We start from the raw sequence: 22023 nt of genomic DNA, 5'->3' as shown, positions 1-22023 counted from the left end.
TATAAACTCCAAAATATAGAAAGATAATCCCGTTCTCTATTTGTTCGGCAGACATAGAGGGCGATGTGACCAGTAACGGTCAATCTATTTTGGAGAATGCCGATGTCACAAACCGCCCAACAAGGTGGAGCGTCCGTGCATGCGCGCGGGCAAATTCCCTCCACCGATCTCAGTTCGCTCATTCATTTTTTGGTGAAAGTCTTTCCGCCGTCTGGTGAAGATTCCGCTCACCCACTCGGTTGGTCTGTTTTAAAGTTTGATCCTGAAAAACACCGATTCAGCATTAATACATACGGAATACTTCGGCGGCTTCTTGCTCTAAAAGAATTTCGTGAGGCATTCCGCCAAACACCCGATAGTGGATTTCTGCGTGATTTAGTTAATCCACCTAAAAACTTTACTGCGAAACTCGGCGGCCGGATTTTTCATGACAATATCACTGGTCTCTCTCAGGCCACCACAAAATTAAAACGCCTGATAGTTGATGATATTGTCAAGCTCGAACTTTCGGCCGATAGCCTGTTGATTAAAAACCCCGAGATGGCATTCGAGGCATTATCCAAACTAACTGGGATTAAAGATTTTCTTAAAGAACTGCCGGCACAAATAGTAGCAATGGAATTTGCTAAAACTGACCGGTCAGCACAAGATCGCGAAAAAGATGTTGCACGTGTGATCTCTGCCCAGGAAGAAATTCAAGCTGAAGATTGGCTGGATCGCATGGCATCCAGCATTTCAAATGCCCATGCTTATCGAGACGACGAGTTTGATAGTGTTCAACAAGAAAAATTAATTGAAACGCTTCGGCAGGACTTTGATAAACAAGATAGCCAAGTGACTCGATTCTTGAATTTCCTTGAGGACGAAGCGTTGTCTCGCGTGCGATTGCGAGTCAGCTTCGCGATTATGGATAGTTTGGCTGCCCAAAAATCAAAATCAGAGCATGCCAATGATCGGCGATTTGTTGATTATATTCATAGGGTCAATCAGCTATTCGAGCATTACGGAACTCCAGAATCGCCCCATTCACTGCACTTTGATCTTACACGTACATTTGGGTTGACTGCGGAATTTTCCATTGCAGACGAACTGATTAAAGCGTTGTTCTACAACTGCCTGCCAGTTTGGGCAGAGTGGAATACTCAACTATTTGAGTCGCGTCGGGTCGATCCACAATCACGTGGCGTTTCTGTTTTTCGTGAAGTGAGTTATCGGTTTCGCGTGAACGGTAAAGATCCGCGTAGTGAGATGGAGCCGGCTTTTGATGCCAGGCTAAATCGCCTGCGTGACATTCTAATTGATGACTCCGGTAATGAAATATCGCCGTTTGTATTGCGCAGAAATCTTTGCGAGCTTGTCGTTTTATGGCTGGTTTTGAATCCCACCATTCAATCATCCGACCTGATAACGGAAGCCCAGCAACTGTCTATTCAATTGAGAGAGCAAGGCCAATCGGCAATTGTTGCGATGCTGGATGATTTAAGCCTATGGAGTCCCAACGTCAAGGAATTGAGCAAAACACTGGTTGCCCTGTTACGTACCAAATCTAATAATGTCATTGCTCACGCGCAGCGATCAGTTGATGATTTATATTTGGTCGTTCAGCAGACCCTGGTGGACTGGTCTTCCATAGAGCGATCCAAGGGTAGAGTACGCGATCCGTTAATCAAGCCAGCATCAGGCCAACCCGAAAATATCGAGTGGTTCAGACATATTCAAATTGCTCGAAAACCGGATGAAGTGCCCGATGCCTTATTTTCGGTTCGTGTTCGGACGGAGTTAAACGAAAGGACTCTGGCCGAAAGGGGCGATGAAAATAGTATTTTTCAAATTCACAGGGAGCTACCCCGTCAACTGTTGAATATTACCTGGAGACCGTTTCGGGTTGATGAAAATCAAAATCCTATAACTAAGCAGTCTCGAGTCAAGATTGAGCCCCAGTGGCTCATGCCCGCGGGGATCGACATTTGGTACGATCCCGAGCGTTTGAAATACCGCAACCATCCAAAATATTCCGAAGAAGACAGTCGGCAGTATCGTGCCGCCGCGGCTACAGCAATGACTGTTCTGATTTATGTGGTGCTTCAGGTATTGAGTGAAAAACTGGTGTCCCAGGCCGAAAAACGGATGCCTGCGCTGATGATTCGTTTTCAACAGCAGGGTAAAACTGCGGCCAAGGATGAGGGAGATCATTGGATATATGCCATTTCACAAGCCGTCGAATCCGCATTGATGCGCGATCTTCCCGTGCGAATGCAAGGTTTCGTGGCGGATGGGTTAAATCATCATTACAAAGCCAGAGGGGCGGCTTTTGCATTATCGGCCGCATTTCCCCTGATTGTTGCAACCAACCGCATACCGTCGGTTAATAAGATTGCTGCATTGGTTTATAGCACTCGACCTTGCGACGATCACCCGCAAACCAATGATACCGATGGCTTTATATTTCGAGCAAAAACTTATCTTGCGGAAGCCGTTAGTGAAGTATCAATCGGTTATCGCTTGTCTTTTGACCGCATGCAAACCCATGTTGTAGAAACACGCGATTCATTTAAAAGTCCAAAACTCATCGTTGAAGAAGTCTCCAGGCTACAAGCCCAGGGTTATGAGCACATAATTCTGGTGTCGAGCCATTTCGGTAATCGGCGTATCAATCGTTCGGCACAGCGGCATTCACCACATACTCAAACGGCATTTCTTGACGAGGTAGCTAGTAAGTTCCCCCATGTTAGTCTGTACATGCTGCGGCGAGACGTCTTTCCTGCCACCCGACTTCGCACACGTAGTAAAGCCGAATCGGCGTTTGAGGCTGTGCGCATTTCGGACCACGACGAATTTGCCTTTGATCAAGGCGATGGCGTGCTCAAGCAACTTATCCCGGTTTATACCTTTGCAACCTTGGCAATTGTTGGCAATGACGATGCCGCTAGGCCGCAATCAGGCTTTTGCACCTATTTTTGGGACGCCGATTATCAGGTGAAAAACAGCGAGTGGAGGGAACGGGTTCGTTCAAATCTGCTAGGGTCTGGCAATAGCGTCCGTGATTGTCTATTGGCGGTTCTACGAGGATTGCATTTTCTCGAAGCTGAAAAGCAACCTGAAGGCGGCGTCTTTAAACCGGTATTGGATCCCTTTGGCTGGGTGCAACCATCTTCTAGTGGTGCAGCAGGGGAAATTGAAGTCCAGCCTTCTAGCCGACGTAAAGGCAACGTTTTGCTGTCATTACCGGCATTGTTGTCTCATGTTACAGAAAGCCTTCATAGTGGGTGATGGCCTTGCTTGATCCTATCCAACGACATTCTCTGTGGGGCCAGACATTCGAAATTGCCGTCAAAAGAGGTGTGCTGACAGCTTTAATGGCGAGTGCCGTTCAGGATCTGGATAGTATTGATTTGACACCCTGGAAGGCATTGGATGCGGCTGATGTGTATGCCGCGCTGGCCAATGAACTTCGAGAAGTCGATCAAAACCTGAAATTCAGAACCCGTGAATCCGCGCGGCATCTTTTCGAGTTGGGAATGGGACTGGGCCAAACCGCCATGCGCGAATATTTGCGAAAATTAAAGCCTGACGCTGAGGATTACCGCATCAAAGCGTTGTGGTGTCCGTTACAACTGCCTCGGTTACAGGGCGACTTCGATGCCGAAAGAGAAGAAGCTTTGCTGGCATGGGCTGCTGCCTTTGGACAAGAGCGGATTGAATCTGCTTTGGCGAATAAAGGCTTTCCAGCCAGAGCTGATTTCTTGCTATGGTTGGAGCCAAGTTACGATTCCTTGGGCCGCGAATTTCTGTGTCTGGAGTTTTCGCTAAACGGTTTGCCTGAAACGGCTGACTACAGCAAACCCGATGCCCACTTGGAAGAACTCCGGCGTTTTGCATGGTTCATGGATACTCGCAGCGTATTTTCCAGAGTATGTGCTGAAGTTTCCGGGGAAGAATTTGTGCTGTCTCCCGACATCAAAAATCACTTACCTGCATTTACCGGCCGCGACAAGCCCCTGTACAAATTATGTCAAGCAGCTTCCTACCTACACACCACTATGCGATGGCTGAAGAGCCAAGGGCTTGATGACAAGCCTTGTAATGCTCGTGCACTTTCCATCACCCAAAATGGCTTTGAAAGTTTGGCTGCCAGATTCTTTTCCAGGCATGAAGTCGATCCCAGAGTTTCCCTGCTAGAAAGTCTGGGTCGGGCCTATCGCGACACCGAAAAAGTGCCGGATTGCGATGAAGATGCGTTGAACGATCATATCAGACATGCGTTTGACAAAATTCGTAAGGCTTTACCCAAGGCAATCAGCAAGCAGTTTGTCGACATGCGCGAACTGCCAGAACCCGGCAAAAGCCTGGCATTTAATTTTTCTGAAGACGTCGAGGAGTTTTTGAATCCTATGGCTACCATGCCCTGGCAAGAGGCCTTGTCTTGGGTAGATTCAGATTCGAGCATAGCCGATTTCCTCAAAGCCAATCCTCAAACTTCAATTTCCGAAACCCTTGCAGAGCGAGTCAAATACGGCCAATCTGTGCCATTACGTGATTTACACTCAGCAGCCGTCGTTGCCGGCATGCGATCGTCAGTATTAGGTCAAATGACTGTGTTGGGTCTTGAAGGCAATCCGGGTATCGGAAAAACCACTGCCGTTGTCAGTTTCCTTAAGGAATCCAGCGAAGGCTTTTTGTTTCTCTACGTGAGTCCCAGGGTTATTATCAATGACGATGTCACCGAAAATCTGGCAAGGGATAAAGCTACCAATCAATCCAGCGGCATTCTGACGGTTACCACTAACTCAAAACTCATCGGTGCTGCCAAGGCCTGGTATGAAAAACAAGTGCAGGATGGCACGGTAGCCAAGCGAATGGTCGATAGTGCTGTAGTAGCCGACGGGGTTGAAAATCTTAAACACCCAGACAACAGTACTCTGATTCTTTCGCCTGCCACAAAAGAGGCGCTGGAATTGACCCATATTGGTTCTAGTAATCGGAAACGAGCTGAAACCGAACGACAGGACAGAATGGAAGATGATAAACGGCCGGGCGTCTTAAAGGTGTTGTCTCTTGCCACTCGCAACCTTCTGGCTGAAAACCCCGATATCAATCGCGTTGTGCTGACAGCGGCTATCCAGGGTTACCGGGAATTGGGCGGTGATAAGAGTACTTTGTCCGCCCTGGATTATCTATTTAAAAATCCGACTAACAAACAGGCTGGAAAGCTGGAGCGACGGGAGTTTGCGCAGCGTATCCAAACCATTGTGGTCATGGTCGATGAATTGACCGGTGACGGGGCGGGCGCACCGTTTATTCATACTGTCGCCCGTTGGTTGGATCAGCAGTTCATTCGGCCTTTTGATCAAGAGCCGTTGTTTCGCGTGATTCTGATTGTATCCGATGCTTCTTTGGGTAATGAGATAGTCCTTGATCGTTATCTCAATAGTGGCAAACGCACCCCGGATAAAGTCCTTGTTTCCAAAAGTGCAGGGAAAAGACCATTTCGATTGTCCGCCATGCCGGTCAGGATTGGTGGAAAACGCCTGCCGGTTCTGCACATCATGACGAACAGCTACCCGGCAACCAAGTTGTCCATCGATTATCGTGTTAGGCTGGATTTGATCAAGCCAGGTGAATTATTCGACGGAAGAATACAAACCGTGCGGCAGGCCATTGCCGAGCAACAAGGTGAAGCGATTATCGGTAATGTCATCCAGGAAATTAGGCGGGCGCTGGATTCAGGCGCAGACCAGGTTATTTTTTTCGCGCAGGACAAGGCCTTTCTACGTTCGGTCCAAACACTGTTAGTCACCAGTGAGGATGGTGAGCCTTTATTGAATGCTTCGCAGGTGGCGATTTTGGATTCGAGTGTGATCGCCGCCAAACGCAAGGCTCTGATTGCAGATGATAGGCGGGATACCGTAAAAGTATTTTTGATGACCTCGAGTGGCGCTCGCGGAGTCTCTTTTCCGAAAACCGATTGGATCATCGCAATGATTCCCCGCTTTGGCATTGAAGCAGCGTTGATGGAAGTGGCTCAGTTGATTTATCGGGGCCGTGGAAAATACTACACGTCGGATGACGGCGTGCTCTGCGATGACGGAGATTGGAAGGATCGCCGCTTAGTCATGCTCCTGCAAGATTTTCTGCCACAGGATGAGGTTCCGGAGCCTCGACAATGGCTAAGGCTGGTCAGCGATCTCTTGACCTATCTGGTCATGCTTCGATCGACTATTTATACCCGCATTATCGGTGATGCAGGCCTGGATAAACAGAATCTTGCCATGGTTCCGGTGGGCGGCATTGGTAGCGAAGAAATGCTGTCACTAATGAGTACACATGTTAGAGCGTTTTTGAGAGAAGCAGACGTTTTTTTGAGGGATTACTCGGCGGATGTGAATCGGCGTGGTTTGGTCGCCAATGCCCAAAGAAATACGCAACACTTGTTTTCGAAGTTTTCGTTGGACGCGACAGCGCGATCTAAAGACTTTAAAAGCGTTGTTCGACTGGAGGATATTCAGAAATTTTCCAGACGTGCGAGTGCTGACAATGCACCTTTATTGATTTCGCCGAATGACGATCCCGATTGTTTGCTGCCAGATCATCTCTATTGTATCGGTCCCTTTTGGCTGGAGCATTGGGAAAGCCTTGAGAAACAAGAGCGGTTTAACGTTGAAGGTTGGTCAACCGATGTCGGTCATCAAAGCGAAAAGTTATTTGGAGAACTGAGCCATATTTATAAGGATGAAACTTTGCCTTTTAAATTGAGACATTCCGCTGAAGAACTATTTCGCATACTGGCACGCAAAAAAGACGAGGCAACACGCGAATTTTCAACGGTCAAAGCGCTTCAATCATCTTCAACTTGGGTTGTTGTGCCATTGGATTACCCAAGATTCTGGAAAAAAGATGCCAGTGGCAGACTTCCTTCGCTTGGCGATGATGAAATCGCTTGGAGGGATTCGCTTGGTGCCTGCATACCCACCACCGCTGAAATATTGCCCGTCATTCCACGCTATGCGGATATCCCTTATGCTGCGGTGATTGGTGAGCAAGATCCGGCAAGACTGGAGCTGATTTTTGATGATAGATACTTAGCAGCATCCAATGAGCTCAATTTGTTAAACACTATCTTGCTTGCAGAGTGATGCCAATTACAAAAGATATGTAAAAGCGGATGAATTTTAGCCAATAAGCCTTAAATAGTATTTTATTGCTATCTATACATGACAATAATATCAGTCAAATGCTAAGATTTCTTCATGAGAGTCTCAAAAGAAGAACTAATTGCCGTACTGGCCCAATTCAATCCCTGGTGGCGAGGTGAGCCAATTGCGGACTTACCGGATTGGCAGCGGGCTGCTTCGCGCGAGTTAAACCGCTGGATTAATCATCCACCGGTCCATCGCGCCATTCTGCTGTCCGGCGCTCGCCAGGTCGGCAAGACGACACTTTTACAACAACAAATCGACGCTTTATTAAAGCAAGGTATCCCAGCAGCCAACATCCTTTACGCCACTTTTGACCATCCGGTGCTCAAACTGGCGGGCATCGAAGCCGTGTTGGAAGCGTGGCGCGAGCGCGAGCCGCGCGTCGATGGGCCTGAATACCTATTTCTCGACGAAGCCCAGTTTATTCGTGATTGGGGGACTTGGGTAAAACACCAGATCGATTTCAATAAACAGCGCCGCATCGTCTTTACCGGTTCCGCCATGCCCTTGGTAGAAGCCGACCAGGAGTCCGGCGTCGGTCGCTGGCATACCATTCGGCTGACCACACTATCGTTCTACGAGTACCTGCAAATCAAACAAGTGCAACTGCCACCGTTGCCCCCTTTAAAAAGCTTGACCGAGCTGTTCGACTGGACGCCGCCACAATTTTACCGGGCGCAGGAAATCGCCGTGCCCTATGTCGGCCATTTTCACGAGTATCTGATTCGCGGCGGCTTCCCGCAAACAGCCCAAGTGGAAAGCATCACCCAGGCTCAGCGCTTGCTGCGTGAAGACATTATCGATAAGGCGCTCAAGCGCGATATGACCGCGCTGTTTGGTGTGCGCCGGATTCTCGATCTTGAACACACCTTTCTGTATTTGTGCATGCACGACGGCGGTTTGCTGAATATCACAGACTTATCCAGCAATCTGGAAGTCAAACGTCCCACCGCCCAGCATTTCATCGAACTCCTGGAAGCCTGCCACCTGATTTATCGCCTGCCGCCGTTCGGTTATGGCAAAGACGTACTCAAGGGGCGCTTCAAAATTTACCTGGCCGATGCCGCGATCGCGCCCGCTGTTTTGCTGAAGGGCAAAAGCATCATCGACGATCCCGCAGCCTTGGGCGTGGCGACCGAAACGGCAGTGTTTAAACATCTGTTCGCGCGCTATTATTCCCAGAATGTGCGTTTTACCTACTGGCACGGCAAACAAGACCGCGAGGTCGATTTAGTCGCAGAAATCGGCGGCCAATTGATCCCCTTCGAAGTGAAATACCGCGCCCAACACACCGGCGCGCGTGAATTGAAAGGTTTGATCGAACTGTGCGAGCAAAAGAAAATTGCCCGCGGCTACGTTGTCACCAAGTCGCTCGATGACTTTGGTTTGATGACCGGTCTGCCGCAAACTGGCGATACTGCCAGCCAGATCATGCGTCTGCCAGCACCGTTGCTGTGCTACTGGATGGGCGCATCGGAATTGAATCAACCCGAATATAACGATTAAGCCGGACAAACGGCGATAGGAAACCATGGACCAAAGCCAACTCAAATGGATTGCAGACTTCATCTGGAACATCGCCGATGACCGTCTGCGCGACGTGTATGTGCGCGGCAAATACCGCGATGTGATTCTGCCGTTCACCGTGTTGCGTCGCCTTGATGCCGTGCTGGAATCCAGCAAAGACGCGGTGTTGGAACGTAAAAAGTTCCTCGATCAACATGGCGTTGTCGATCAGGAAGGCGCCTTACGCATGGCCGCCGGCCAGGCTTTTTACAACACCTCGGAATTTACCCTGTCGCGTCTGGCAGCCAGTAGCCAAGGCCAAAGATTGCGCGATAACTTCATCGATTATCTCGATGGCTTCTCCCACAACGTCCAGGAAATCCTGGCCAAATTCAAATTCCGCGATCAGATTCAGACCCTGGTCGATGCCAATGTCCTGGGCTACCTGATCGAAGATTTTCTTAATCCCGATGTGAATCTGTCGCCGCAACCGGTGCTGGATGGCGACGGCCGCATCAAACTGCCGGGGCTGGACAACCACGGCATGGGCACGGCATTCGAGGAATTGATCCGCCGATTCAACGAAGACAACAACGAAGAAGCCGGCGAACACTGGACACCCCGCGACGTGGTTAAACTGATGGCCAAGTTGCTGTTCGTGCCGATTGCCGACCGGATCGAATCCGGCACCTATACCTTGTATGACGGCGCTTGCGGCACCGGCGGCATGCTGACCGTGGCCGAGGAAACGCTGCTGGAACTGGCCGCCAGTCATGGCAAGGAAGTTTCGATTCATTTGTTCGGGCAAGAGATCAACCCGGAAACCTACGCCATCTGCAAAGCCGATTTGCTGCTAAAGGGCGAAGGCGAAGAAGCCGAAAACATCGTCGGCGGCGCGGATAAATCCACTTTGTCGGCCGACCAGTTTCCGGCGCGCGAATTCGACTTCATGTTGTCCAATCCGCCGTACGGCAAAAGCTGGAAAACCGACCTGGAACGCATGGGCGGCAAAGCCGGTTTTAATGACCCGCGCTTCATGGTTACCCACAACGGCGACCCGGAATACAAACTCATCACACGTTCCAGCGACGGCCAGCTGATGTTCCTGGTCAACAAACTGCAGAAGATGAAGCACAACACCCCGCTGGGTAGCCGCATCGCCTTGGTGCATAACGGTTCGGCGCTGTTCACCGGCGACGCCGGCCAGGGCGAAAGCAACATCCGCCGCTGGGCCATCGAAAACGACTGGCTGGAAGCCATCATCGCCTTGCCGTTGAATATCTTTTACAACACCGGCATCGCCACCTACATTTGGGTGCTCACCAACCGCAAGGCCGAATACCGCAAGGGCAAAGTGCAACTAATCGACGCCAGCCAATGGTTCCAGCCCTTGCGCCGGAACATGGGCAAGAAAAACTGCGCCCTTGGTGAAGCCGACATCGAACGCATTCTGGAGCATTACCTGCAATCGCCACCAGCCGATGACGATGCGCCAAAGATAACGCCGGAATCCAAGTGGTTTAATAATGCCGATTTCGGCTATTGGAAAATCACCGTCGAACGGCCGTTACGCCTGAAGAGCCAGCTCAAACGCAGCGCCATCGAAACCCTGCGCTTTGCCTCCGGTGATGAAGCCTTGCGTAGCGAGATTTACAGTCGCTGGGGCGATGCGCTGTACGATCAATTCGCCAAACTACGGCCTGAGATTGAGGCCTGGCTGAAAGGCGACGATAGCGACGAAGATGCGGAGGACGGCGATGAGGAAGACAGCAAACCCGCCAAGAAATCAGTGCCGGACAAATCCGTCGGGAACGGATTTGGATCGCATGGCGACCCCGAAGGGGGACGATACAGGAACGTATCGTCTCAAAAGCGCAAAAAACTGCTCGACCCAGCCACTTGGCTGCGCGACAAAGCCCTGGTCGAACTGGCCAGTTTGGCACAACAGGAACTCGGCGAAGACATCTTTGACGATCACAACCAGTTCCGCGCTCGTTTCGATGCGGCCATGAAACAGCTCGACAAGAAACCCAGTGCTTCCGATAAAAAAATCATCTACAAAGCCGTGAGCTGGCGTGACGAAACCGCGCCGCCAGTGATCGCCAAACGCACCAAACTCAAAGCCAATGACTTCTTCGAACCCGGCTACGACGGAGCCTATCTGGAGCAAGACGGCAAAGACCGCTACATGCTGGAATACGAAGCCGACAGCGATTTGCGCGACACCGAACAAGTGCCGCTGACCGAACCCGGCGGCATCGAAGCGTTTTTTGTCCGCGAAGTGCTGCCGCATGCGCCCGACGCCTGGATTGCGATGGACGCCACCAAAATCGGCTATGAAATCTCGTTTGCCCGATATTTCTACCGGCCCGCGCCGCTCAGGACGCTGGAGCAAATCCGCGCCGACATTCTGGCCCTGGAACAGCAGACCGAGGGCTTGTTGCATAAAATCGTGGGGGCGGCATGAACGGTTTTGTCTACGCACTGAGTAGACAATTGACTTATAGCCCTTGCAAAGCTGCGGGAGTTGCGTAATGGATACGGTTCGATATCCGTCTTATCGAGACTCCGGCTTGCCTTGGGTGCCTGAAATTCCGGAAGGTTGGCAGGTGCTTCGCAATGGCCGACTGTTTGCCCATCGGGTGCAAACTGGCTTTCCGGACTTGCCGATTTTGGAAGTGTCATTGCGTACCGGTGTGCGCGTGCGCGACATGGAGAACTTGAAGCGCAAGCAGGTGATGAGCCAGAAGGAAAAGTACAAACGCGCGGCCAAGGGCGACATTGCCTATAACATGATGCGGATGTGGCAAGGCGCGCTTGGCGCGGCGCCGGTTGATGGCCTGGTCAGCCCGGCTTATGTGGTGGCCAGTCCGTTTCCGGAAGCCAATAGTGCTTATTTCAGTTACCTGTTCCGCACGGCAGCCTATATGCGCGAGGTGAACAAGTTTTCGCGCGGCATCGTCTCGGATCGTAACCGGCTGTATTGGGACGAATTCAAGCAAATGCCGTCGCTGTTGCCGCCGCGAGCAGAGCAAGATCAAATCGTCGCCTATCTGCGGGTGCAAGATGCTCATATTGCCCGTTTCATCAAGGCTAAGCGTGAGTTGATTAACTTGCTCAATGAGCAAAAGCTGCGCATCATCGACCACGCCGTAACGCGCGGGCTTGATGCTTCGGTCGCGTTGAAGCCCTCCGGTATCGAGTGGCTCGGGGATGTGCCCGAGCATTGGCAGGTCAACCGTTTAAAGACTTTATGCGCTATGAAGAGTGGAGATGGAATTACAAGCTTTTCAATAGATGAAACTGGTGAATATCCTGTATACGGAGGTAATGGAATTCGAGGCTATACCTCTGGATTTACTCATGATGGTGAGTTTATCCTGATTGGGCGTCAAGGTGCATTATGTGGAAATGTACACCACGTTTCTGGTCGGTTTTGGCCATCTGAGCACGCTGTTGTGGTCACGGTTCGACCACAACATGACATCCAATGGCTAAGAAAATTATTGTCGGCCATGAATCTAAATCAATATTCTATTTCTGCGGCTCAGCCCGGTCTATCGGTTGAGAGGCTACTGAACTTATATGCTCCGGTTCCTCCATTAGATGAGCAAGGTTATATTGCTAACACTATTGAACTTGAAACACAGGACATAGAAATCGCAATAAGTAGGACTAATCATGAAATATCTCTTATCCTCGAATACCGCGACCGTCTGATTGCCGATGTCGTCACCGGCCAAATCGACGTGCGCGACTGGCTGCCCGGCCCGGATGACGAGGTAGCCGATGAGGCTTTAGCGGCACTGGGCGGCGACGAAGACATCGAAGCCGATGGGGAGGACGAGGATGGCGAAGAATAAACCCGCCGCACCCAAACCGGCCGACACCTTACTGCTGGAGTTGCGCGGCCTGATCGACTCTGCCCGCCAGCACGTCGCGCAGACCGCCAATGCCACGCTGACGATGCTGTATTGGTATGTGGGTAAACGCATCCGTAGTGAAGTGCTGCGCGATGGCCGTGCGGAGTACGGCGAGGAGATTTTGCCGACACTGTCGGCAAAATTGGTGCAGGACTACGGCCAAGGTTTCAGTGCGCGTAATCTGGCGCGTATGATCCGGTTTGCCGAGGTATTCCCCGACGAAACCATTGTGTCGCCGCTGGCGACACAATTGAGCTGGAGCCATTTCATTGAAATCCTGCCGCTCAAGCAGCCACTGGAACGCGAGTATTACGCCGAGCTGTGCCGCGTGGAGCGCTGGAGCGTGCGAACCCTGCGCGAGCGCATCGCCAGCCAGTTGTACCTGCGCACGGCCATCGCCAAGCAGCCGGAAGCTGTGGTGAAGGCGGAAATCAGCCACCTGCGCGCGGGTGGGCAGATGACGCCCGAACTGGTGTTCCGCGACCCGTACATGCTGGACTTTCTGGGCCTGCCGCACGACTATAGCGAACGCGACCTGGAAAATGCCATCTTGCGCGAAATGGAGCGCTTCCTGCTGGAACTGGGCGTGGGCTTCACTTTCGTGGCGCGGCAAAAGCGCATCAGCGTCGGTGCGGACGATTTCTACCTCGACCTGCTGTTCTACCACCGCCATCTGAAACGGCTGGTCGCGGTGGAACTGAAGCTGGAGAAGTTCCAGCCCGCGCACAAGGGCCAGATGGAGTTGTACCTGCGCTGGCTGAACCAGCACGACCGCGCCGTGGGCGAGGAGGCGCCCATCGGGCTGATTCTGTGCGCTACCAAGGATGCGGAGCAGGTCAAGCTGATGGATATGGATGCTTCCAATATCCGCGTGGCCGAATATCTGGCACACATCCCGGATATGAAAGTTTTGCAGGCACAGCTGCACCGCGCCGTGGAACTGGCGCGCGAACGAGCCGCACAGGTCACTTTGCCGCTACCGGCGGCCATTGCCGAGACAGCGAATCAAGCGCCCAAGCCCCGGAACAAGAAAAAGGGAGACAACGCATGAAGCCCACCGACACCAGCGAAAAGGGCCTGGAAGCCCTGATCGTTAAACATCTCACCGGTCAACCGACACTGGACGTTGCCGCCGGTAACGCGGTTCAATCCAGTGTGGGTTCCTACGGCATTGGCGGTTATCAGCCAGGTCAGCCGCACGATTACAACCGCGACGTGGCGCTGGATGTCGTCAAATTATTAGCCTTTTTGCAGGCGACTCAGCCCGAAAAAGTTGAAACTTTGGAACTGGCTCGGGAGGGCATCAAACGCAGCCAGTTTCTGCATCGCATCCAGGGCGAGATTGCCAAACGCGGCGTGGTGGATGTGTTGCGCAAGGGCGTCAGCCACGGCCCGGCGCATGTCGATTTGTATAAATTCCTGCCGACGCCGGGTAATGCCAGTTCGGCGGAAAATTTCGCCAAAAACCTGTTCAGCGTCACCCGCCAACTGCGCTACAGCAACGACGAAGCCGCGCGTTCGCTGGATATGGCGATTTTCATCAACGGCCTGCCGGTGGCGACCTTTGAATTGAAAAACTCGCTGACCAAACAAACCGTCGCCGACGCCATCACCCAATACCAAACCGACCGCGACCCGCGCGAGTTGCTGTTTCAAATGGGCCGCTGCATCGTGCATTTTGCGGTGGACGACAGCGAGGTGGCGTTTTGCACGCATCTAACCGGCAAGACCTCGTGGTTTTTGCCCTTTAATCAGGGCTGGAACAGCGGCGCCGGCAATCCGCCCAATCCGGACGGTCTGAAAACCGATTACCTGTGGAAACAGGTGCTGGCCAAGGAATCGCTGGCTAACATCATCGAAAACTTCGCCCAGATCGTCGAGGAGGAAGACGAGCGCAGCAAGAAAAAACGCAAACAGGTGTTCCCGCGCTTCCATCAACTGCGCACGGTGCGGGCCTTGTTGCGCCGCTGCGGAACCGAAGGCGTGGGCCGCCGTTACCTGATTCAGCATTCGGCCGGCAGTGGCAAGAGCAACACCATAGCCTGGTTGGCGCATCAGCTGGTGGAGTTGAAGCAAGCCAACGATGCCAATAGCGCCCAGTTCGATTCGGTGATTGTTATCACCGACCGCCGCGCCCTGGATACGCAAATTGCCAAGACCATCAAGGGCTATGACCATGTCGCCTCGATCTTTGGCCATTCCGATAGCGCCGAGGAATTACGCGGCTTTCTGCGCAAGGGCAAGAAAATCATCGTCACCACGGTGCAGAAATTTCCGTTTATTCTGGATGAACTGGACGATCTGGGTTCCCGCCGCTTTGCGTTGCTGATCGACGAGGCGCATTCCAGCCAGGGCGGCAAGACCACCGCCAAAATGCACATTGCCTTGTCCGCCGCGCCCGGTGACGACGAGGACGACGAAGAGTCGGTCGAGGACGCGGTGAACAAGCTGATCGAGTCGTGCAAGATGCTGGCCAACGCCAGTTACTTTGCCTTTACCGCAACGCCGAAGAATAAAACCCTGGAGCTGTTCGGCGAGCGCTACCAGGAAGGCGACGAGGTACATTTCCGTTCGCCGCCGGAATTGACTTACACCACCAAGCAGGCGATTCAGGAAGGCTTCATCCTGGATGTCATCAAAAATTACACGCCGGTGGACAGCTTTTACCGCGTCGCCAAGACCGTGGAAGACGATCCGGATTTTGACAAGGTCAAGGCGCTGAAGAAAATCCGCCATTACGTCGAATCGCACGACAAAGCCATTCGCCGCAAGGCTGAAATCATGATCGACCATTTTACGGCGCAGGTGATCGGCAAACGCAAGATCGGCGGCCAGGCGAGGGCGATGGTGGTCTGCAACGGCATCGCGCGGGCCATCGATTATCATCGCGAGATCGGCGATTACTTGCGGGAAATCAAGAGTCCGTATAAGGCCATCGTGGCGTTTTCCGGCGAGCATGAGGTGGGCGGCAAGAATGTGACCGAAGCTGACATGAATGGTTTTCCCAGTAAGGACATTCCGGCCAAGCTGAAGCAGGATCCGTATCGGATTTTGATTGTCGCCAACAAATTCGTCACCGGCTTCGACGAGCCATTGCTGCATACCATGTATGTCGATAAAGCACTGGCTGGGGTGCAGGCCGTGCAGACTTTGTCACGACTGAATCGCGCCCATCCGCAAAAACACGATACCTTTGTGCTGGACTTTGCCGACAACGCCGAAGCGGTACAGGCGGCGTTTCAGGAATATTACCGCGCCACGGTGCAAGTCGGCGAAACCGACCCGAACAAACTGCATGACCTGAAAAACGATCTGGACGGCCATCAAGTGTATGCCTGGCAGCAGGTGGAAGACTTGGTGGCGCTGTACATCAAAGGTGCGGAACGCGACAAGTTGGACCCGATTCTGGATGTTTGCGTCGAAGCGTACAAACAGCAATTGGATGAAAATGCCCAAGTCGAGTTTAAAGGCAAAGCCAAGGCCTTCGTACGCAGCTATGGATTCCTGGGAGCTATATTGACCTATGGTCATCCGGCTTGGGAAAAACTGGCGATCTTCCTGAATTTCCTGATTCCAAAGATGCCTGCGCCTAAGGAAGAAGATCTTTCCAAGGGCGTGCTCGACGCCATCGACATGGACAGCTATCGGCCGGAAGTGAAAGCCGCGTTGAGCATGGGCATGGAAGATGAGGATGGCAGTGTAGAGCCGGCACCGACCAGTGCTGGCGGCGGAGGCAAGATTACCGAAATCGACAAGCTATCCAACATCATCAAAGCCTTTAACGACTTGTTCGGCAATATCGAATGGAAGGATGGCGACAAGATTCGCAAGGTGATTGCCGAGGAAATTCCGAATCGGGTTTCTCAGGATAAGGCTTATCAAAATGCCGTGCAGCACTCCGACAAACAGAATGCACGCCTAGAGCATGACAAGGCACTAAACCGAGTCATTCTTGAGTTGCTGGCCGATCACACCGAACTGTTCAAACAGTTTAGCGATAATCCAAACTTTAAGCGGTGGCTGACCGATACTGTTTTTGATACGACTTATCAGCCTGGATTGATACCGCCCAATGTGCCGCCACAGTCTGGTGCTGGGTTGTGAAGCGTTGCAATCGTCAGGGATCGGTTTTACTTCGATAAAATTCGCCAGACAGTGTCGGGCAAATTCGCAGACGTGTCTGCGAAATTAAGACAATAGTGGCTTTTTGGCAGACTTACACAATATCCCGTTAATGGAATTTATATTCGTTGGAGCATAGAAATGATTATTCAGGAAGCAATCGTCCATCGGTTTGATAAGGATAGACACAAACCGTCGGTAGCCAAAATGCGGGATGAGGTCTTGCCAAACGAAGATAATTTACAAAATTTGGTGGGTGGGATTCGTGATGTTTTTAATCGAACTATGACTCGTGGCTATGGGGCCTTTAAAAGTGAGGATGTTGCTTACCCCTTTTCAGATTTGCTCGACAAATACCTGACAGACCAACAAGGACTTGGGGTATACACTCTGGGACTGAAAACCTGCTATCAGAAAGCTATCGACGGTGCGTCTCTCGCCACTGGGGGCTATTTGTTTTTTGCTCGTTACCAGGAAAATGGGCAGGATTTCATGTTTGTTGTATCGCTCAAATTAAAGGCTGGTACAGGCATCGACGACACCACGCTAACAATCAATAAAACGGTCAATTTCGATATTGATCACCTTCACGAAGCGGCCAGAATTAATCTGACAGCATGGAAGGCCGGAAACGATCGATACGTGACCTTTATTAAAAAGCGGCGTAGTGGTGAAGATAGTAAAAGTGCTACAGATTATTTTCGGGATTTTCTTGGTGTCACGGTAAAGTGGACCCCATTGTCCAGACAAATTATCGATATTATGTAGCAATCGCACAAAGCCATATAAATCAACATGTTGAGGTGTAGCATGTTGAAAAAAATAAATATACATCAGAAAATCGCCATTTTCTATTTTTTAATAAGCCTGCCTGTAATTGGAATACTATTCGGAGAAGAATTTAATCCAGCTATACGCGATAAAATGATAGCATTCATATGCTGCTTTGCTGCCACAATTATTGTGGCACCAATTTTTTTAAGGTTTGAGCTTATAAAGCGCAACTTTAACTGGATGGATGCGTTAACAACAGCGCAGAAAGAAGTGATACTCAATTTTAAAATTGTGAAATATCATAAAAGTCAACGCACATCCGCCGACATTAGCGGGATTAAACCGTACATAATCAGAATAGGGGGTGCGGCTTGATATTGAGCTTTGTGGGATTAACGCCTATTATGTTAAACACTAACTTATCTATTCTATGTAGCGCTCTTTCAATTTACTTATTTGGAGTACTTTTATCTATTACCGCTACTGTAGTAATGTTTTCGTTAAATAAATAAAAGTCGACTCTGCACAGACTTTTTTGAGGCATCAATAGCTACTGCGCGAATCAAGATAATGTATTAACCCATGTCCACCTGTGATAATTGCTAGGCCGATCAGCGCCTGAATCCAGCCAGTCGCATACCAAGCATAATTTATACTTCCATTAAAACTAAAATTTCGAAAATCCTGGCTGGACCAATAATCAAATGCCGGAAGCCAGCAAAGTAAAAAGCTTACAATACTAGCTGGCAAAATTGAAACGAATCTAAATCCGAAATCATTTATAAAATAAATTACTACACCCAATAATGCTAGCCACATAATAATTCTTGTAAAAACATCCATGCCTGTTGCGAAATCGAGCCCGACTATTTTAGAAAACAAAGCGCCGATTCCCAGCAGAGTCGCCAAAAGTATAAAGGCTAACAATTTAAGTACATCATTATTTATATTGCTCATGCTTTCTGTAACCCCATAATAGTATTGAATTCTTACAGCCTAATGTTTTCAATCTTCATAGCCTTCATACACTGCATAAAAAAAGCAAAGCTGAATGCGCCACGATTAATTTTATTGGCAATCCCCTTATAGCTTTCTTCAACGCCGATTTCGCCCAGGCGGCGTATCAATTCCTCATACCCAATTCCTGCGCGAGCGAGTTCGGATTTAAGAATGTTGGTAGCCCTTTGGCTCCATTCTTCATGCATGGCATCCCCCTAATGTCAATTCCAATGAATAGTCTACATATACATGGATAATTCTACAAATAAATCTTGCGTATTTCCACATATAGGATACAATATCCACATATTCGTAGATATTTGGAGTTCTACCATGTCTCAACACTTCCTGCTTTCAGCCAAAGCTCGCACCCTGTCGGTCCGCCAAGTTTTCGCCATGACCGACGACCAAGCCTTTTCACTGTTCCGGGAACTGCGCTGGGGAGATGGCGATGAAACCGGTTGTCCGATGTGTGCCAGTTTAGCGAAGCATTACTTCATCAGAAGTCGTCGCCAATGGCGCTGTAGAGATTGCAACCATACTTTTTCAGTGACTTCAGGTACGATCTTCGCTTTTCATAAGTTACCTCTGAAAGTTTATTTGGGCGCAATAGCTATCTATTCCAATGCCGTGAAAGGGATTTCTGCGTTGCAGCTCTCTCGTGATCTTGGTGTTCAATACAAAACCGCTTTCGTATTAGCGCATAAGATAAGAGAATCACTGATGGAACAACGTAACGGTGAAGCACTGGCGGGAGAAATTCACATGGACGGCGCTTATGTCAATGGCTATATCCGCCCCAAAAATAAGAAAGAAGACCGCATAGATCGGCGTTTGGCCGAAAACCAACGCCCGGATAAGCGTTGTGTGTTCGTAATGCGCCAACGAGCGGAAACGATAGATAATGAAATCAAAGGGGCTGACAAGACACTGACGTTTGTCATCAAATCCGAGAATCAGGCCGACGTAAGCAAGCTGGCTACAGAGTTTTTAAAAAAGGGATCAATGATCTGCGCCGATGAATCCAACGCCTATGATGTGCTCCACGCTAAATTTGACACCCGTCGCGTGAATCATGCCCTGGAGTATCGTAGTGATGCAGGCATCACCAACAACTTGGCCGAATCCTATTTCTCACGGTTCCGCCGGATGCAGTACGGCCAAACACATAAGTTCGGCAACCTGTATCTGGCGAATTATGCCAATGAAGCCGCTTATCGGGAAGATACCCGGCGTTTGCCCAATGGTGACATCTTTATGGATATTACAAAAAAATGCGCTCAGACTCGCGTAAATCGTGATTGGTGCGGTTACTGGCAAGGCAACAAGCGCCAGGCTGAACGACTGGCTTCTTAGGTCTTTTATTGTAGATAGCAGTCCTAGTATTAACATGACGCAAAGAGCCTTCTATTTGCACACTCGCAGCCGTGTAAGTTGCACGGCCTCTGCGTTACATTATGCGAAATCGCGTCAAAACACATGAGTATGGGAAGCGGCAAAAAGTTGCCGCTTATTATTGGTGCTAGCCTAGAATGGCGGCAAGCCGATGCCAAAAAGCCATCAGAACGCCATAAAGTAGTCAAAATGCGTTGGCATAAATCATGCTTTTTAATTAAAAACTGATCTTGACTGTTTGAATTTCAGGTTTAATAAGGAGATAGAGCATGTTTATAAACACAACATCGAATACGTACCCGACCTACGGCACTTCATCCATTGCCCGCAATTATCAATCTAACTCAGCCAACAATATCACCGCTGACAACGCTGTTAGTGCTGGTGATAACGTGCAAATCAGTGGCTCCGCTTATAAGGCATTAAACGACTCAAAAGCCACAACATCAGATGGCGTGAAGCTCATTTTTGATCGAGTAAATAGCGATCCTGAGTTCGCAAAGGAGATGGCTAACGTATATACGTACTCTAGAGATTTTGAGCTTGTAGATTTGAATGATTTGCCTAGCCTAAGCGACACATCAGCCATGTCCGCATATACTCAGCAAGTCAAGAACTTTGAAAATGAAGCAGATAAAATTAGAGACCAGCGAATTCAGATTTATACAGAGATGAAGGGCAGTGGGGCTAGTGACTCAGATATATTTAACAAGATTATGCAGTTTAATAAAAGTCTGCCGGAAGATTACCAAGCAAAAACTGGCCTTGATAAATATAGCAAATATTTAAAATCGGCATGATGACTCCAAAGACCGCCTAAATATTTAAAAATATAGAGGCGGTCATATTTTGCTTAATATTGGTAGTTCACAATGACCTGATCGACTTGGCCATAAGCGGGCGGAGATACAGAACCAGAACCAGCAACGCCGAACGCATAAATCATTTTCTTGTTCGCAGGAAGTCCATTGAAGCTTGAAGTAGAGCCACTTCCAGTACTAGTTACATTTATACATGCACTTGTTGTATTGTGGCACAGGTAGACTATCAAGCCAGTCGGATAACGGGATAGTCCCCAAGACCAAACAACGGACGTAATGGTAGCTGTAGCAGGAATACTACCAACTGGATTCAGTTGCAGATAGTAATAGATTATAATGTCGGGCCTCCGGCGCTATTCGCCCAAGCGCCGCCGCTGGCAAGTGGGACAATGCCTAAACTTTCAACAGGATCAGATGGTGTTCCCATTGGAGCTGACATAATTTCTGATGCCGGTATAAGCTGAACAGTGGCTGTCACAGACCCTGTCTGAGCCAGTGCAGACTGCATTAGCGCCATCAAGCTTATACTGAGAAGAATTTTCCTGCCGATTGATTTGGTAACCATACCATTACACTCCTAAAAAATAACTCCAAAATGTACTTCAGTTTATGGACAATAGATTTTGTCCGCAGAAGAGTATAGCCGATAGACTAACGTTGATGATGAGTCAATTTGTCGCAGAATCAGCCTAATCGTAATGTTAAATTATGATGAGTATAAGGTTAGATGATTTGCCATGTGCGCGATGCGCCATTAGGAACGGCTTGTACAATCAGTCCTTTATTTTCTAGGCGTTTTAGTACATTTAGGGCGCTTTTTTGGAACTGATCTATCATGTCCGCACTCAATTCCAACCCTTTTTGTCGTAGAATATTTTCTACGACCTGTCGACTAGTCAATGCGCCGCCGCTCTCTCGCAGAACATCCAAAACTATCCGGTGACTTTCCCCATGTTTGAAATATTGATTGCGCTTCCGGTGTTCCTTGACGCGGACTGTGCGCAGGTCGAACTCAGGAGCAAACAATTTGATGGTAGCGTCAATGTGGTTAAGATTACCAGTGATCCGGCTAATCTCCGCTTGATAGTGCTGAACCAATCCTGCCAGTTCGGAACGCTTGGTGAGAAGACCGGAAATAACGTGGGAATCTGCCATGTGGCACCTGTTTTTTAAGTTAAGAAACAGGTGTTATGTTAGAAGCTTATGCGAGGAATTGCTTTGTGCGGATGCTACATAATACCGCAAATTATTGCTCAGTTTAAGATAGAGCCCAGTTCACACTCCAGC

General features: G+C 49.8%; 16 protein-coding genes. 12 read left to right on the top strand and 4 right to left on the bottom strand.

Translation table 11 applies throughout. The features are described from left to right. The first annotated feature begins 102 nt into the window (after nucleotides 1-102). The 9 genes from EBB_RS13860 to EBB_RS13820 all read left to right on the top strand — a co-directional run bounded on the left by EBB_RS13860 (nucleotide 103) and on the right by EBB_RS13820 (nucleotide 17896). Entirely contained in the window at nucleotides 103-3270 is a 3168-nt protein-coding gene (locus tag EBB_RS13860; protein ID WP_192394394.1) for a hypothetical protein, read from the top strand. Between the two features lie 5 nt (nucleotides 3271-3275). Continuing rightward, nucleotides 3276-7133, top strand: a complete 3858-nt coding sequence (locus EBB_RS13855; RefSeq protein WP_192394393.1) for a helicase — start codon at nucleotides 3276-3278, stop codon at nucleotides 7131-7133. A 114-nt stretch (nucleotides 7134-7247) separates the two neighbouring features. Then, nucleotides 7248-8702: an ATP-binding protein gene (locus tag EBB_RS13850; RefSeq protein WP_192394392.1), complete on the top strand. Its 1455-nt coding sequence runs from the start codon at nucleotides 7248-7250 to the stop codon at nucleotides 8700-8702. A 25-nt stretch (nucleotides 8703-8727) separates the two neighbouring features. Next, a complete protein-coding gene (locus EBB_RS13845; RefSeq protein WP_192394391.1) occupies nucleotides 8728-11169 on the top strand; it encodes a type I restriction-modification system subunit M in 2442 nt (813 codons plus the stop codon). A gap of 67 nt (nucleotides 11170-11236) precedes the next feature. Next, nucleotides 11237-12565: a restriction endonuclease subunit S gene (locus tag EBB_RS13840; RefSeq protein WP_192394390.1), complete on the top strand. Its 1329-nt coding sequence runs from the start codon at nucleotides 11237-11239 to the stop codon at nucleotides 12563-12565. Continuing rightward, nucleotides 12552-13676 (top strand): PDDEXK nuclease domain-containing protein, encoded by a 1125-nt coding sequence (locus EBB_RS13835; RefSeq protein ID WP_192394389.1) that lies wholly within the window; start codon nucleotides 12552-12554, stop codon nucleotides 13674-13676. The genes EBB_RS13840 and EBB_RS13835 overlap by 14 nt, the downstream gene beginning before the upstream one ends. Beyond that, nucleotides 13673-16729 carry a type I restriction endonuclease subunit R gene (locus EBB_RS13830; RefSeq protein WP_192394388.1) on the top strand — a complete coding sequence of 1019 codons (3057 nt, stop codon included), beginning with the start codon at nucleotides 13673-13675 and terminating at the stop codon, nucleotides 16727-16729. Before EBB_RS13835 ends, EBB_RS13830 begins: the two co-directional genes overlap by 4 nt. Nucleotides 16730-16888: 159 nt before the next feature. After that, a complete protein-coding gene (locus EBB_RS13825; protein ID WP_192394387.1) occupies nucleotides 16889-17515 on the top strand; it encodes a nucleoid-associated protein in 627 nt (208 codons plus the stop codon). 42 nt (nucleotides 17516-17557) lie between these two features. Then, nucleotides 17558-17896 carry a hypothetical protein gene (locus EBB_RS13820; protein WP_192394386.1) on the top strand — a complete coding sequence of 113 codons (339 nt, stop codon included), beginning with the start codon at nucleotides 17558-17560 and terminating at the stop codon, nucleotides 17894-17896. Nucleotides 17897-18064: 168 nt separating this feature from the next. Here EBB_RS13820 and EBB_RS13815 read toward each other — a convergent pair whose 3' ends face one another. Beyond that, on the bottom strand, nucleotides 18065-18478 hold the full coding sequence (locus tag EBB_RS13815; protein ID WP_192394385.1) for a hypothetical protein: 414 nt from the start codon (nucleotides 18476-18478) through the stop codon (nucleotides 18065-18067). A gap of 32 nt (nucleotides 18479-18510) precedes the next feature. After that, nucleotides 18511-18726 (bottom strand): DUF6471 domain-containing protein, encoded by a 216-nt coding sequence (locus tag EBB_RS13810; protein WP_192394384.1) that lies wholly within the window; start codon nucleotides 18724-18726, stop codon nucleotides 18511-18513. Between the two features lie 127 nt (nucleotides 18727-18853). Between EBB_RS13810 and EBB_RS13805 the strand changes: the two genes are divergently transcribed. The 3 genes from EBB_RS13805 to EBB_RS13795 all read left to right on the top strand — a co-directional run bounded on the left by EBB_RS13805 (nucleotide 18854) and on the right by EBB_RS13795 (nucleotide 20715). Next, the gene (locus tag EBB_RS13805; protein WP_192394383.1) at nucleotides 18854-19876 is read left to right on the top strand and encodes an IS1595 family transposase; all 1023 of its coding nucleotides are present in this window, start codon (nucleotides 18854-18856) and stop codon (nucleotides 19874-19876) included. A gap of 123 nt (nucleotides 19877-19999) precedes the next feature. Beyond that, entirely contained in the window at nucleotides 20000-20143 is a 144-nt protein-coding gene (locus EBB_RS13800; RefSeq protein ID WP_192394382.1) for a hypothetical protein, read from the top strand. A gap of 41 nt (nucleotides 20144-20184) precedes the next feature. Next, the gene (locus tag EBB_RS13795; protein WP_192394381.1) at nucleotides 20185-20715 is read left to right on the top strand and encodes a hypothetical protein; all 531 of its coding nucleotides are present in this window, start codon (nucleotides 20185-20187) and stop codon (nucleotides 20713-20715) included. Between the two features lie 53 nt (nucleotides 20716-20768). Here EBB_RS13795 and EBB_RS26710 read toward each other — a convergent pair whose 3' ends face one another. Both EBB_RS26710 and EBB_RS13785 read right to left on the bottom strand, forming a co-directional pair. Further along, the gene (locus EBB_RS26710) at nucleotides 20769-21050 is read right to left on the bottom strand and encodes a flagellar protein FlhE (RefSeq protein ID WP_225587531.1); all 282 of its coding nucleotides are present in this window, start codon (nucleotides 21048-21050) and stop codon (nucleotides 20769-20771) included. A gap of 409 nt (nucleotides 21051-21459) precedes the next feature. Further along, nucleotides 21460-21891: a hypothetical protein gene (locus EBB_RS13785; RefSeq protein WP_192394380.1), complete on the bottom strand. Its 432-nt coding sequence runs from the start codon at nucleotides 21889-21891 to the stop codon at nucleotides 21460-21462. Nucleotides 21892-22023: the final 132 nt, after the last annotated feature.

Source organism: Methylomonas fluvii, from assembly GCF_014850975.1.
Classification (GTDB): domain Bacteria; phylum Pseudomonadota; class Gammaproteobacteria; order Methylococcales; family Methylomonadaceae; genus Methylomonas; species Methylomonas fluvii.
This window is presented reverse-complemented; position numbering and strand designations above follow the sequence as displayed.

Bases quoted from the DNA above. Each gene is read 5' to 3' on its own strand.
- EBB_RS13860 (WP_192394394.1), top strand. From the start codon at position 103: ATGTCACAAACCGCCCAACAAGGTGGAGCGTCCGTGCATGCGCGCGGG.
- EBB_RS13825 (WP_192394387.1), top strand. From the start codon at position 16,889: ATGATTATTCAGGAAGCAATCGTCCATCGGTTTGATAAGGATAGACAC.
- EBB_RS13820 (WP_192394386.1), top strand. From the start codon at position 17,558: ATGTTGAAAAAAATAAATATACATCAGAAAATCGCCATTTTCTATTTT.
- EBB_RS13795 (WP_192394381.1), top strand. From the start codon at position 20,185: ATGTTTATAAACACAACATCGAATACGTACCCGACCTACGGCACTTCA.
- EBB_RS13785 (WP_192394380.1), bottom strand. From the start codon at position 21,891: ATGGCAGATTCCCACGTTATTTCCGGTCTTCTCACCAAGCGTTCCGAA.
- EBB_RS13805 (WP_192394383.1), top strand. From the start codon at position 18,854: ATGTCTCAACACTTCCTGCTTTCAGCCAAAGCTCGCACCCTGTCGGTC.
- EBB_RS13835 (WP_192394389.1), top strand. From the start codon at position 12,552: ATGGCGAAGAATAAACCCGCCGCACCCAAACCGGCCGACACCTTACTG.
- EBB_RS13810 (WP_192394384.1), bottom strand. From the start codon at position 18,726: ATGCATGAAGAATGGAGCCAAAGGGCTACCAACATTCTTAAATCCGAA.
- EBB_RS13850 (WP_192394392.1), top strand. From the start codon at position 7,248: ATGAGAGTCTCAAAAGAAGAACTAATTGCCGTACTGGCCCAATTCAAT.
- EBB_RS13800 (WP_192394382.1), top strand. From the start codon at position 20,000: ATGAGTATGGGAAGCGGCAAAAAGTTGCCGCTTATTATTGGTGCTAGC.
- EBB_RS13845 (WP_192394391.1), top strand. From the start codon at position 8,728: ATGGACCAAAGCCAACTCAAATGGATTGCAGACTTCATCTGGAACATC.
- EBB_RS13840 (WP_192394390.1), top strand. From the start codon at position 11,237: ATGGATACGGTTCGATATCCGTCTTATCGAGACTCCGGCTTGCCTTGG.
- EBB_RS13830 (WP_192394388.1), top strand. From the start codon at position 13,673: ATGAAGCCCACCGACACCAGCGAAAAGGGCCTGGAAGCCCTGATCGTT.
- EBB_RS13815 (WP_192394385.1), bottom strand. From the start codon at position 18,478: ATGAGCAATATAAATAATGATGTACTTAAATTGTTAGCCTTTATACTT.